General features: G+C 72.9%; 13 protein-coding genes. 3 read left to right on the top strand and 10 right to left on the bottom strand.

Features of this window, described 5'->3' with window-relative positions; all coding sequences use genetic code 11:
* Positions 1-32 precede the first annotated feature (32 nt).
* Entirely contained in the window at positions 33-2,216 is a 2,184-nt protein-coding gene (locus F8271_RS13905; RefSeq protein ID WP_225854513.1) for a hypothetical protein, read from the top strand.
* A 43-nt stretch (positions 2,217-2,259) separates the two neighbouring features.
* Here F8271_RS13905 and F8271_RS13900 read toward each other — a convergent pair whose 3' ends face one another.
* The 7 genes from F8271_RS13900 to F8271_RS13875 form a co-directional block, all read right to left on the bottom strand.
* Entirely contained in the window at positions 2,260-2,859 is a 600-nt protein-coding gene (locus F8271_RS13900; RefSeq protein WP_151490114.1) for a hypothetical protein, read from the bottom strand.
* Positions 2,860-2,915: 56 nt separating this feature from the next.
* Positions 2,916-4,382: a HAMP domain-containing sensor histidine kinase gene (locus F8271_RS13895; protein ID WP_151490113.1), complete on the bottom strand. Its 1,467-nt coding sequence runs from the start codon at positions 4,380-4,382 to the stop codon at positions 2,916-2,918.
* Entirely contained in the window at positions 4,375-5,067 is a 693-nt protein-coding gene (locus tag F8271_RS13890) for a response regulator transcription factor (protein ID WP_151490112.1), read from the bottom strand. The genes F8271_RS13895 and F8271_RS13890 overlap by 8 nt, the downstream gene beginning before the upstream one ends.
* Positions 5,068-5,150: 83 nt before the next feature.
* Positions 5,151-5,663, bottom strand: coding sequence for a hypothetical protein (locus F8271_RS13885; protein ID WP_151490135.1), 513 nt, complete (start codon positions 5,661-5,663; stop codon positions 5,151-5,153).
* 239 nt (positions 5,664-5,902) lie between these two features.
* Complete coding sequence (locus F8271_RS32380; RefSeq protein WP_192580279.1) at positions 5,903-6,070, bottom strand: hypothetical protein; 168 nt, start codon at positions 6,068-6,070, stop codon at positions 5,903-5,905.
* 305 nt (positions 6,071-6,375) lie between these two features.
* Complete coding sequence (locus F8271_RS13880; RefSeq protein WP_151490111.1) at positions 6,376-7,371, bottom strand: phosphotransferase; 996 nt, start codon at positions 7,369-7,371, stop codon at positions 6,376-6,378.
* 46 nt (positions 7,372-7,417) lie between these two features.
* Complete coding sequence (locus F8271_RS13875; protein WP_151490110.1) at positions 7,418-8,599, bottom strand: acetyl-CoA C-acyltransferase; 1,182 nt, start codon at positions 8,597-8,599, stop codon at positions 7,418-7,420.
* A 175-nt stretch (positions 8,600-8,774) separates the two neighbouring features.
* On the opposite strand from F8271_RS13875, the gene F8271_RS13870 reads away from it, so the two are divergent.
* Entirely contained in the window at positions 8,775-9,200 is a 426-nt protein-coding gene (locus F8271_RS13870; RefSeq protein WP_151490109.1) for a PH domain-containing protein, read from the top strand.
* A gap of 4 nt (positions 9,201-9,204) precedes the next feature.
* Here F8271_RS13870 and F8271_RS13865 read toward each other — a convergent pair whose 3' ends face one another.
* Both F8271_RS13865 and F8271_RS13860 read right to left on the bottom strand, forming a co-directional pair.
* A complete protein-coding gene (locus tag F8271_RS13865; protein WP_151490108.1) occupies positions 9,205-10,116 on the bottom strand; it encodes a rhomboid family intramembrane serine protease in 912 nt (303 codons plus the stop codon).
* A 94-nt stretch (positions 10,117-10,210) separates the two neighbouring features.
* Positions 10,211-10,741, bottom strand: a complete 531-nt coding sequence (locus F8271_RS13860) for a peptidylprolyl isomerase (RefSeq protein ID WP_151490107.1) — start codon at positions 10,739-10,741, stop codon at positions 10,211-10,213.
* A gap of 84 nt (positions 10,742-10,825) precedes the next feature.
* On the opposite strand from F8271_RS13860, the gene F8271_RS13855 reads away from it, so the two are divergent.
* Positions 10,826-11,602, top strand: a complete 777-nt coding sequence (locus F8271_RS13855) for a hypothetical protein (protein WP_151490106.1) — start codon at positions 10,826-10,828, stop codon at positions 11,600-11,602.
* A gap of 81 nt (positions 11,603-11,683) precedes the next feature.
* Here F8271_RS13855 and corA read toward each other — a convergent pair whose 3' ends face one another.
* The gene (gene corA, locus F8271_RS13850; RefSeq protein WP_151490105.1) at positions 11,684-12,832 is read right to left on the bottom strand and encodes a magnesium/cobalt transporter CorA; all 1,149 of its coding nucleotides are present in this window, start codon (positions 12,830-12,832) and stop codon (positions 11,684-11,686) included.
* Between the last annotated feature and the right edge of the window lie 98 nt (positions 12,833-12,930).

The following is a 12,930-nucleotide window of genomic DNA, read 5'->3' as shown; positions in this document are numbered from 1 at the left end:
CGGGTTCAGGCGGATGGTGTTTACTTCCGGCCATGTCGGCTGCCGGCTCCCTGCTCGCGGCGGTTCCCGCCGCCTCGGTGCTCCTGCTCACCGTCACGACGAGGCCGCGCGAGGTCGGCGCGGTGGCTGGGCTGCGACTCGCCGTGGTACGCGCCGCCCTGCTCACGGCAGCGTACGCGGTGCTCGTCGTCGAGGTTCTCGGCGCGTTGCACGCGCTGACCCGAACCGCGTTCACCGTCTCCTGGCTGCTCTTCCTGGCCGTCGCCGCGACAGCCGCCGGCCTGCGGCAGCGGCGGGCGACCCGGGTCGCGCAGCCGCCCGCCGCCGTACTCCGGCCGGTGCCGGTCGGTGCCGTGGTGTCCGGCGGTGCCCCCGGGACATCCGCTCCGGTCGACGACGGCGGTCCGGCCGAACCCGCCGCCACGCCGGCCGGGACCGGCCGCTCGCTCGCCGGCCTACTCGCCGTGGCGGTCGACACCTGGCGTACGGCGGGTCGGGGCGAGCGGCTGCTCGCCGGCACGGTCGGCGGGCTGGTCCTGGTGGAGCTGCTGGTCGCGTTGCTGGCCGAGCCGAACAACTTCGACTCGCAGACGTACCACCTACCGAAGGTGGAGCACTGGGTCGCCCAGGGCGACCTGGACTTCTGGCCCACCGCCATCCACCGGCAGGTGACCATCCCGCCCGGTGCCGAATACCTGCTGCTGCACCTGCGCCTGCTCACCGGCGGGGACGCGCTGCACAACCTGGTGCAGTGGGCCGCCGGGGTGCTGTGCCTACTGGTGGCCGCACGGATCACCGCGCAGTTCGGCGGTGGCCGGCGGGCCCAGTTGCTGACCGCCTTCGTTTTGGCGACGACGCCGATGGTGGCCCTCCAGGCGACCAGCACGCAGACCGACCTGGTCTGCGCGGCGTGGGTGGCGTGCGCGGCGACCCTCGTGCTGGACGGCCTGCGCCGGCGGACCGGCTGGGGCACGCTGCTCGGCCTGGGGGCGGCCACCGGTCTGACCGCGGTGACGAAGACCAGCGGCCTCATCGCGGTCGGCCCGCTGCTGGTGCTGTGGGGGCTGGCCCAGCTCCGACTCGTCCTGGCCAGCCGGGCACCGGCCGGCCGGGTGCGGGTCGGCGGGGTGGGTCGCGTCGTCGGCGGCTCGGTACTGATCCTGCTCGTCGCCGCCGTGGTCGTCGGTCCGTTCCTGGCCCGGGTGACCGCCGAGTTCGGGCACCCGCTGGGGCCGCCCCGGTTGCGCGAGTCCATCCCGATGGAACGGCACGACCCGGCGTCTATCCTGGTCAACGCGCTACGGATCGGGCACACGGCGTTCGACACGCCGGTGGGGCCGCTGCGCCGGGTCGGGGCCGACGCGATCATCGGCGGCGCCGACGCGATCGGGGTCGACCCGCAGGACCGCGCCATCACCTTCGGTCGGGAGATCTTTCCGGAGCCCGCCTGGTATCCGGACGAGGACCGGGTGGCGTTCCCGATCGCCGGTGCGCTGGCGTTGATCGGTGCGGCCGTCGCACTCGCCCGACCGCGTCGGATCGACCCCGGGCAGATCGGGCCGCTGCGCGCGTACGCGGTGGTGGTGCTGGCCACCGTCCTGCTGCACACGTCAATGATCAAGTGGCAGCCGTGGGGCAACCGGCTGATCCTGTACGCCCTGGTGCTCGCGGTGCCGCTGGCCGGGCTCTGGCTCGACGCGCTCCTCCGTCGCCACACCAACCCGGCAGCCGGTACGGCCGGAGTGGCGGCACGACGGTCGGTGGCCACGGTCGCGGCGGCCACCGTGCTGGCCACCTCGGCGCTGGCCGGGGTGCTCGCGCTGTCCTACGGCTTCCCGCGCCGGCTGGTCGGCGCCGGCTCGGTCTTCACCACCTCGGACTGGGACACCCGGTTCCTGCGTCGCCCCCAGTGGGCCGACGAGTTTCGCTGGGCCGCGGCAGCGGTCCGCGACAGCGGTGCCCGCCGGATCGGGCTGGTGCAGCAGAACGACAACTGGGAGTACCCGTGGTGGCTGCTGCTGCGGCAGCCCGACGGAGGCTCGCCGGAGCTGGTGGCGTTGCAGTCGGTGCTGCCGGAACGCCCGCCGGCCGATCCGTCCTCGGTGGACGCCATCGTCTGCACGGGCAGCGAGCCGGCCTGCGCCAAGCTGGTTCCGGCCGGCTGGCGGCTGGAGTTCCGGGACTACGTCGGCTACGCGCTGTCGCCCGGCCGCTGACCGGGCGACAGGGGCCCTGGCGTCGGCCAGGGCCCCTGGTCGCTCACTTGTCGCGCGGGATGAGGACGAGCCGGGCCACGCCCTTGTCGCCGTCCTTGGCACCGGCGACACCGAGCGTCGTACCGACCTTGACGTCGCTGGCCTGCACGGTGGCCCGATGCTCGACGACCCGCAGGTCGTCGCCGAAGGTCCAGGTCATGGTGAAGCCGTCGGTGGACTTGACGGTCATCGAGTCGCCGTCGATCGCGGTCACCTCACCACGCTGCACGGCGACGGTCTGCGTACCGCCGTCCTTGGTCTTCACCACGGCCTCACCGTGCAGGGTGTTCTTGCGCAGCAGCACACGGGCCTGGCGGCGCTTGCGCCAATCCTCGCCCCGCTTCTGCTTGGCCTTGTCCTGCGCGGTGGGGGAGGCACCGGGCGTGGGGGTGGCCGGCGCGGCGACGGTCTGCACGTCCAGGTCGTCGGCGTCGAAGCCCATCGCCGCCAGCGCCTGACCCTCGACCCCCATCGCGGCGGCGACGTCGACGGCCGCCTCGCGGGCGGGCTGGCTGGCCACCTCGGCCGCACCGCAGCCGCTGACGCCGAGCGTGACCGCCGCGAGCAGTGCCGTGGTGCCGGTGGCGAATCCCCAACGTGGCATGACTTTCCCTCTCGTCCGTGGAGACCTCAGACTGCCCTGCGATGACGAGCGGAGCGTCAGGCCGATGTTCGGGTCCGGTAAGGATCACCGGGCAGCCGGACCGTGAAGGCGGCGCCGCCCTCCGGCGCGTGACCGGCGGTGATCTCACCGCCGAGCCGACGGACCAGCCCGGCGGCCAGCGCCAACCCGAGCCCGCTGCCGACCTTGCGCACCCCCCGGTACCGCTGGTGCAGCGCTCCCCGCTCGAAGGCCACCGCGAGGTCGTCGTCGGTGAAGCCGGGTCCGCCGTCGCGGACCTCCAGCACACCGCCGGCGGCCGGGTCCGCACCGGCCGGCCGGACCGCGAGCACCACGGGCGCACCCGGGGGTACGACCCGCAGCGCGTTCTCCAGCAGCCCGTCCACCACCTGCCGGATCCGACCCGGATCGGTGTACGCCGGCACCGGCTCACCGGGCGTCTCCACCCGGAACGGCACGCCCACCGCCGCGCACCGGCCGGACCAGGTCGGCTCGGCGTCCATGGCCAGCCGGGTCAGGTCCACCGGCACCGGTTCGAGGGGGAAGTCGGCGGCCTCCAGCCGGGCCAACGCCAGCAGGTCGCCGATCAGCCGATCCAGGTGCTGGGCCTCGGCCAGCACCGTCCGGCCGGTGTCGACCGTGTCGTCCGCGCCGAGCACGCCGTCGGCGAGCGCCTCCGCGTACCCCCGGATCGCGGTCAACGGGGTGCGCAGCTCGTGCGAGACGGAGAGCAGGAACTCCCGTTGCCTGCCTTCGCTGGTGGCCAGTGCGGCGGCCAACCCGTTCAGCGCCTCGGCCAGGTCGGCGACCTCGTCCGGTGGCTCGACCGGCACCCGTACCGCGCGGTCACCGGCGCGCAACCGGGCGGCCGCGGTGGCGGCGACGCGGATCGGGCGGGCCAGGCGGCGGGCCAGCAGCAGACCCGCCACCACTCCGGCGGCCAGCCCCGCCAGCAGCGGTAACCAGAGGCTGAGCAGCACCTGCGCCCACAGCCCGTTCGCCGAGGGGCGGGAGAGCACCACCCCGTTGCCGTTCGGCAGCGCCCGACCCTCGACCAGGGCACGCTCGCCGTTGACCGGGCGACGCACCGACACGTTGCGGCCCTGCTCGATCCGCTGCACCACCCGGGGCGGCAGGCCCGGCCGGTCGACCGCGCCCCGCCGGATCAGGTACGCGTCGATGCCCTGGTCGCGCAGTTGCTGGATGAGCCGCTCCTCGTCGGCGGTGCGGCCCCGGTCCAGCCGGGTCCGCAGCACCTCGGCGGCGAGCCGGGCCTGCGCGGCGAGCGCCTCCTGATCGCGGCGCTCGGCGCCACGGATCGCCAGCGGCACCGCGACGATCGCGGTGACCAGCACCGACACCAGCGCCACCGCGCAGGTGACCAGCACCGCTCGTGCGGTCAGCGTCCGGCCGAACCGGCTGCGCCGGGGTGCGGGTGGCGGGCCGACCCCGACCACGGGCAGCGCCATGGTCGGCGATTCGGCGCGGCCGGGATGCTCAGGCATCGACGGCGTACCCCACGCCGCGGTGGGTCCGGATGACGCTGGCCGGGCCGAGCTTCGCCCGCACCTGGGCGACGTGCACGTCGACCGTGCGGGTGCCGGCGTGTGCGGCGTAACCCCACACCCCGGCCAGCAGCTCCTCCCGGGTGAAGACCCGCCCGGGCCGGGCCATCAGGTGGGCCAGCAGGTCGAACTCGGTGGAGGTGAGCTGCACCGGTACGCCGGCGGCGGTGACCGTCCGGCGGGCCGGGTCGAGGGTCACCGGACCGACGACGCGTGGCCGGTCGACGCCCTCGGGACCGCCGGCGGAGCGCCGCAGCACCGCGCGGACCCGGGCGACCAGCTCACGAGGGCTGAACGGTTTGGTGACGTAGTCGTCGGCACCCAGCTCCAGGCCCACGATCCGGTCGACCTCGTCGTCACGGGCGGTGAGGAAGATGACCGGTGTCCAGTCGCCGGCCTCCCGCAGCCGCCGGCAGACCTCGGTGCCGGGCAGGCCGGGCAGAGCGATGTCCAGGACGCAGGCCACCGGACGCAGGCGGCGGGCGGCGGACAGGCCGGCCTCGCCGTCGCGCTCCAGGTGGACGCCGAACCCGTCGCGGGTCAGGTAGAGCCGAACCAGGTCGGCGATGGCCGGCTCGTCCTCGACCACGAGGACGAGCCCGCGGTGCGGCGGGTCGACGGTCACCGGCCCATGATTGCCGACCGGTGGCGTCGCCGCGATCGGTACGTGTTCGGGTTTGGTAAAGGCGAGGTGAAGCCGGTCGCGCTTCAGCTCACAACGGCGGGGCGGAACACGGCGGACCGGGCGGTCGCCGGCGCGTCGCTGATGGAGGCGACGGTCCGCTCGCGGGGCGTCCGCAGGCGGGTCCGGAACGCGTGGTTGAGCAGCGCGTCGAGCTGCCACACCCGCTTCGGGTGGGTCGTGCGGATCAGGAACCGCTCACGGATCCCGTCGATCGCGGTGGCGGCCAGCTCGACCGAGTGCAGCCGCGGGTCGGGGCTCCAGGTGACGTTGCTCAGCTCACGCAGCTCGGTGTTGAGGTGCAGGCGCAGTCGGTGCAACAACCGGGTCTGCTGGGTCACCACCAGCCGCCGGTGGGTGAGCAGCAGCAGGTAGTCGCCGGTCACGGGACGATCGGGACGACTGCAACGGGTGATCAGGATGGTGGCGTCACCGGACCCGACACAGCGGCGGAAGACCGGCATGTGCCGACCGAGGGTCTGCACGGCAAGGCCGGCCTCGGCGGCGGCCGGGAGGAACGTTCGGGAGAAGACGTCCATGACCTGCCCAACGACCTCCCCGGCGGGAGTGACGTGGGTCACGGGCAAGTTTTGGAAGTTCCACGCTCCGGGTCGCACCGGCTGTCCGACATCGCGCCAGGGCCGGCCCGGAACCCGGCGTCAGCGGGTCGGCGGGCGCACCTGGAACCGGTCGATGATCCGGGGAACCTCCCGGACGGCCCCGAACCGCGACCAGTTCGGCGGGGTCCGGCGCGGCTGCCGGAGATCGAGGAAGTCTGTCAATGTTGATCTTCACTCCAGGTCTCGTGGTGGTCGCCCCGGTACTGCTTCATCCGTCCGCCGGGCATCCAGAGCGACGCCGGCAGTGCGCTGTCGGACACCGTCTGGACGCCGTCCCAGCGGGCAAAGTCGATCATGTCGGGGTGGGCGTGGCCCGGGCCGCCCATACGCCGCCACCTGATCCGCCAACCCGGCGGAGGTGGCCGAGGTGTAGAGCCCGGAGAAGTATTTCTGCTCGTGCAGCCGGCTGCTCCAGGCGCTCACGAAGGAGTGACCCCCTCGGTGCGGGCGGCGTTACCCGCCGGATAGTGCTCCAGGTCGAGCGTGATCGTGCTGCCCAGCCAGAGGCCGAGAGTGCGGGCGTTGCGTACCGCGTCGTCGGCCGCCTCCCCACCCTGGGCCGCCGCGCGGGTCGGATCGCTTCCGCTGGTACGTGCCCGCCCGACCGCCGCCTGTGCAGACCGGCAGGATCTCAGGCGGGCTCGGACTCCAACAGTTCCTCCAGCCAACCCGGAACGGCCTCGGCGTACTCGGCACGGGCCGGGTCGGTCGTGTCGAGGGCTCGACGCCAGGACAGCGACCGGCTCACCGGACCCAGGTTGATCGCCAGGTCGGCGGCCTCGACGAGGGTCCGCCGGTCGTACCGGTCGGTCCACGCCTCCAGGTAGGCGTCGCGCAGTCGGGCCAGCACGGCATCGTCGGCCGGCAGCTCGTTGGCGTACCGGACGGACCGCAGCGTCACCAGCAGCGTGCCGAACGGGTGCGCCACCGAGGCGTCACCCCAGTCGAAGTAGCGGTACCCGTCCGGGCCGGCGAAGACGTTGCCGTCGTGCAGGTCGTCGTGCTGCACCGTGGCCGGGATGCCGATCTCGGCGAGCCGCCGGCACCGCTGCGCGTACGACGGCAGCTCCGCCCGCAGCCGCTCGTACGCGTCGACGCTGAGCCCGCCCTCGGCCCCGATCCGCAACGACTCGTGATCGTCGAGCAGGTCGGCGAACAGGTTGGCGAGCACCTCGGGGCGATGGTCCGGCACGCCGAGGGCGACCAACTCGTCGGCCTGCGGCGCGGCGGCCAGTTGGAGCGCCGCGTACCCGGGCAGGGCCCGCTCCCAGTGCGTCAGGTCCGGGTCGCGGCCCAGCAGCGTGCGCAGCGAGTCGCCTCCGTCGGGCAGCAGCGACCAGCCCCGCTCCGGGTCCACCGCGATCGGCGTCAGCACCCGCTCCGGCGTGAGCCGGGCCAGCGCCGCGATCAGGACGGCCTCGTGCACCGTGCCCGGGTTGTTGGCCTTGAACCAGACCGGGCCACCGTCGGTGGGCACCTGCCAGACCAGTGACCACGGACGGACCCGGGGCTCCACCGGCCCGGTCACCCGCCGACCGGCCAGGCTCAGCTGCTCGTCGACCCACGACCGGGCCCGCGCCTGCCACTGCTCGCCGGACCAGTCGGGGGCGCGCTCGCTCGTCGTCACGGTGGGCACCCTAGGCGGCCGCCCGGGCCGGGGCGAGACGTTTTCCTCAGACCAGCTCGACGATGGTGGCGTTGGCCATGCCGCCGCCCTCACACATGGTCTGCAGGCCGTAGCGGATCCCGTTGTCGCGCATGTGCTGGAGCATCGTGGTCATGATCCGGGCACCGGACCCACCGAGCGGATGACCGAGGGCGATCGCCCCACCGCGCGGGTTGAGCCGCTCCGGGTCCGCCTCGGTCTCCGCGAGCCACGCCAGCGGCACCGGGGCGAACGCCTCGTTCACCTCGTTCACCTCGTACACCCCGATCTCCTCGATGCCCAGCCCCGCGCGGCGCAGCGCCTTCGCGGTGGCCGGGATGGGCGCGGTGAGCATGGTGACCGGGTCGTCGGCGGCGACGACGGCGGTGTGGATCCGGGCCAGCGGGCGCAGGCCGTGCCGGCTGGCCCACTCGGAGGTGGTCACGGCCAGCGCGGCCGCGCCGTCGGAGATCTGGGACGCCGAGCCGGCGGTGACCACGCCGTCGGCGCGGAACGGGGTGGCCAGCTCACCCAGCTTGTCCAGTGAGGTGTCCCGACGGATGCCCTCGTCGGCGGCGAACTTGCCGCCGTCGACGAGCGGCACCGGCGTCAACTCCGGGTCGAACGCCCCGGCGTCCTGCGCGGCGGCGGCCTTCTCGTGACTGGCCAGCGCGAACTCGTCGAGTTGGGTACGCGAGAGCCGCCACCGTCGGGCGATCAGCTCGGCGCCGACCCCCTGGTTGAACGGCAGCGGCGCGTCGTCGGCGAAGCCCTCCACGCCCCGGTAGCGGTCGCGGAGCTGGTCGCTGAACGGCATGCCGCCGGCCACGCTGGAGCCCATCGGTACCCGGGTCATCGACTCCACCCCGCCGGCGACCACGAGGTCGGCCTGGCCGGAGAGGACGGTGGCGGCGGCGAAGTGCAGTGCCTGCTGGCTGGAGCCGCACTGCCGGTCGAGGGTGGTGCCGGGGACGGTCTCCGGCCAGCCGGCGGCGAGTACGCCGTTGCGGGCGATGTTCCACGACTGCTCGCCGACCTGGGACACGCAGCCCCAGAAGACGTCGTCGACCTGCGCCGGGTCGAGCCCGGTGCGCTCGGCGAGGGCGCGCAGCACGTGGGCCGACAGATCGACCGGGTGGACGCCGGCGAGGCTGCCCTTGCGCCGCCCGACCGGGGTGCGTACCGCGCCGACGATGACCGCGTCACTCATGTTTACTCCCCGGTAACTTCGGTTGTCCCGATCCTACGCCGCGCCGCCCCCGCCCCGGCTCCGCTGGCGTCGATCATGGAGTTGTGGTGGGCAGAAGTTTCCACTTCGCACCATATGTAGGGCAGCACAATTCCATGATCGATCCGCGCGGAGCTGCCACTGGCATGCTGGACGGGTGGATGAGATCTCCCCGGCCCGGCAGTGGCGAGTACCGGCGAGCCTGCCGGCGGCGAAACTGGCCGGCGCGGTTCTGCTGATCGCACTCGGGTTGCTCTTCGCCGACGGCGACACGGTCCGGCTGGTGCTGGCCATCCTGGCCGCCGCCGTCGTGGCCGGCTGGGCGGTACGCGACCTGATCGCACCGGTCCGGTTGGCGGCGGACCCGGACGGACTCAGCGTCATCCACGGGTTCGCCGGCCACCGGCTGCTGCCCTGGACGACCATCGAGGCGATCACCGTGGACCGTCGACCGCGGATGGGGCTGACGTCCGAGGTCCTGGAGATCGACACCGGCGAGTCGCTGCACCTCTTCGGCCGGTTCGAGCTGGGTGCCACCCCGGAGGAGGTGGCCGCCGAGTTGCGCGCCGCCCGCCAGCACTGAGCTGTCAGCCGAGCAGCTGTGCCGTGCGGAACAGCACCAGGCCGAGCAGGATCAGCAGGATGATCGCGGCACCGGCGGCCTGCACCAACGTGCGTCGGCCGCGTGGCGCGTACGCCAGCACCAGGGACATCGCCGCGCCGACCACCAGGCCACCCAGGTGCCCGGGGATCGAGATGCCCGGCACGGTCAGCGTGAACACCAGGTTGATCACCAGGATCGGGATCACCTGGGAGATGTCCCGGCCCAGCTTGCGCTCGATGATGATCAGCGCGGCGAAGAGGCCGAAGACCGCCGTCGACGCGCCGGCCGTGGCCGAGTTCTGGGCGCTGAACAGGTAGGCGGCGACGTTACCGCCGAGCCCGGCGATCAGGTAGAGCGCGCCGAAGCGCAGCGGCCCGAGATTGGCCTCCAGCGACCGACCGAGCACCCACAGCACCCACATGTTGAGCAGCAGGTGGATCACGCCGTAGTGCAGGAACATCGCGGTGACCAGGCGGTACCACTCGCCGTCGGCGATGCCACCGAGGGTGCCGTCCGGGAAGTACGCCAGCCCGAGCACCGAACCCCAGTTGGTCAGCGGGGTGCTGCCGCCCATCAGCCCGCCGAAGCCGGAGCCGCCGACCGCCGCGTCCCCACCCCGGTCGGAGGCGATGGACAGCAGCATGAACAGCACGTTCAGGGCGATGATCGCCTTGGTGACGTAGCCGTGCCGGCCGGCGGTACCGCCACCGAAGGCGGTACGCGCCGGCCGGACGGTGCGACGTCCCTCATTGACGCACTCCGGGCACTGGTGCCCGACGGACGCCTCCCGCATGCAGTCCGGACAGATCGGCCGGTCACAGCGGGTGCACCGGACGTAGGTCTCCCGACCGGGGTGCCGGTAGCAGACCGGGGTGGTCGGCGGGGACTCACTCACCGGGCCGACCCTCCGTCCGCCACCGCGCGGTCCACCGGCACCGGCCGTGCTCCGGAGCGCTCAATCATGCGAGCAAAGGTACCTCGCCGCTCGGTCAGGAAGCAGACCGCTCGATCTCGACCCGCTCGATGACGACGTCCTGGAGCGGACGGTCGCTCGGGCCGGTCGGGGTGTTCGCGATCGAGTCGACGACCTTCACCGACTGCTCGTCGGCGACCTGCCCGAAGATGGTGTGCCGGTTGTTCAGGTGTGGCGTCGGCGACACCGTGATGAAGAACTGCGAACCGTTGGTGCCCGGTCCGGCGTTCGCCATCGCCAGCAGGTACGGCCGGTCGAAGCGCAGCTCCGGGTGGAACTCGTCGGCGAACTTGTAGCCCGGGCCGCCCCGGCCGGTGCCGGTCGGGTCGCCCATCTGGACCATGAAACCGCTGATCACCCGGTGCGAGATGGTGCCGTCGTAGTACGGCCCACTGCCCGGCTGGCCGGTGCGCGGGTCGGTGTACTCCCGGTTGCCCTCGGCCAGGTCGATGAAGTTGCGGACCGTCTTCGGCGCGTGGTTCGGGAAGAGCTCCAGCCGGATCGGGCCAGCGTTGGTGTGCAAGGTGGCGTAGACAGCCTCGGCCACGGGTACTCCTCACTCGTTGGTCAGTTCCATGCGGATCCTCCCATGTGCCCGATCTGGCATCGCGGAGGCATCCGAAGGTGGAGGATGACGAAGGAACAATTCCCAGGAGGTAGGACCGTGTTTGGAGTCGGGCGGCGCAAGTCTGAGGGGCAGCAGGCCATGGCCGAGCTGAACCAGAGCATCAGCCACCTGGTGCAGGCAGCCAACCACGCCGCGAAGGGTGCGGGCGCGACGGTCGGTCCGCGGGTCCAGGTGGCCCGGGGCTACGTCGGGCCGGCCGCGACGAAGGTGCGCGACCGCGCGTCGACCGGCTGGGGGACGACACTCACCACGCTGGCACCGCTGGCCGCGGCGGCCCGTGACGGCGCCGCGCAGGCAGGGCCGCTGACCAGGAAGGCCAAGTCGAAGACCATGCGGATCACCGGTAAGAAGAAGCAGCCGCGCCGTCGCGGCTCGATGATGACCGGCCTGCTGGCAGCGGGCGCCATCGCCGGCATCGCCGGCGCGGTCGCCCTGCGTCGCCGTCGGGAGCAGCAGGAGTGGGCCGAGTACGACCCGACCCGCACCCTGGAGCCGATGCGCGACGAGGTGGACTCGATCGAGGTGCGTACCCCCACCGCCACCAAGGGCGGCGACGGCTCCGCCATGACCGGTGCGGCCGGCATGAACGGTGCCGGCAGCTCGGCGGTGGCCGGCGGCGACAGCGCCAGCACCACCGGCACGGCCAAGCAGACCGGTGTCCGCCCGACCGACAAGGTCCCGGCGGTCGCCGAGGGCGCCACGGACGTCTCCGGCCGCCCGGCCGACGACCTCACCAAGGCGCTGGGCAAGGACACCGCGCGCACCAACGGCCGCCGCTGACCCCGGCGGCAGCGCACCGGGCGCCGGCGATGCGGGTCACCCCCGCGTCGCCGGCGCTTCCGCGTGCGGCGCCGATCGCGGTCAGAGCCAGCCGTTGCGGCGGAACCAGCGGTAGAGGGCGAGGGAGACGCCGAGCATCAGGGCCAGCGCCACCGGATAGCCGTACGTCATCTTCAGCTCAGGCATGTTGTCGAAGTTCATCCCCTCGACCCCGGCGATCGACGTCCAGACCGCGGCGATGGCCGCCCACGCGGCGATCTTGCGCATGTCGTTGTTCTGATCGACGGTGACCTGGGCCAGCCGCGCCTGCAGGATCGAGTTCAGCAGGTCGTCGTACGAGTTGACCTGCTCGACGGTGCGGCTCAGGTGGTCCTGCACGTCCCGGAAGTACCGCCGAATCTCCTTGGGCACCTCCCGGTTCATCTGCGAGGTCAAGGTCATCAGTGGCCGCTGCAACGGGATCACCGCGCGCTTGAACTCGACCAGTTCCCGCTTCATCTGGTAGATCCGCTGGATCCGCCCGTGGCTGTTGCGGTCGAAGACCTCGGCCTCCAGCTGGTCCAGGTCGTCCTCAAGTTGCTCGGCGACCTCCAGGTAGAGGTCGACCACCCGGTCGGTCACCCCGTACGCCACCGCCCACGGGCCCTGGAGCAGCAGCTCCTGCTTGGTCTCCAGGTCGGCGCGCACCGGGGAGAGCCGGCAGGCGTCCCCGTGCCGGACGCTGATCAGGAAGTTCGGGCCGATGAAGAGCATCACCTGGCCGGTCTCCACGACCTCCGAGGTCTCGGTCAGCTCGGTGTGCTCGCAGTACCGGGCGGTCCGCAGCACCAGGAAGCTGACGTCGCCGAAGCGCTCCAGCTTGGGCCGCTGCTCGGCCTTCACGGCGTCCTCGACGGCCAGCTCGTGCAGGCCGTAGGTATCCGCGATGGCGGTCATCTCGGCCAGCTCGGGCTGGTGCAGGCCGATCCAGACGAAGCCGTGCTCCGCCTGGCGTGCCGCCTGCAGCGCGTCCGCGTAACCCCAGTCGCCGGGCTGCCGCTTGCCGTCGACGTAGAGCGCGCAGTCGACCACGCCGCTGCGCCCGCTGCCGGCGGGGGCCGGCACGGGTGGCGAGCCGTCGGCGTTGAGGATCCGGGTCATCGCACGCACCGGGGACGGCCACGCCCTGGGTCGGAGCACCCGACCGGTGTGCGACGGCGTCGTCCGGCCCTGCCCGGTCCGATCCGTCATCGGGTCACCTCCCCGCGCTCGACTGCGGCTTGCAGGCTACGCCGCTCGGGAGCGGGGGCACGTGTGACGGCCGTCGCGTGGGGGGGTGGCGCCGGGCG

It is taken from the genome of Micromonospora sp. ALFpr18c (assembly GCF_008868155.1).
Taxonomy (GTDB): Bacteria; Actinomycetota; Actinomycetes; order Mycobacteriales; family Micromonosporaceae; genus Micromonospora.
This window is presented reverse-complemented; position numbering and strand designations above follow the sequence as displayed.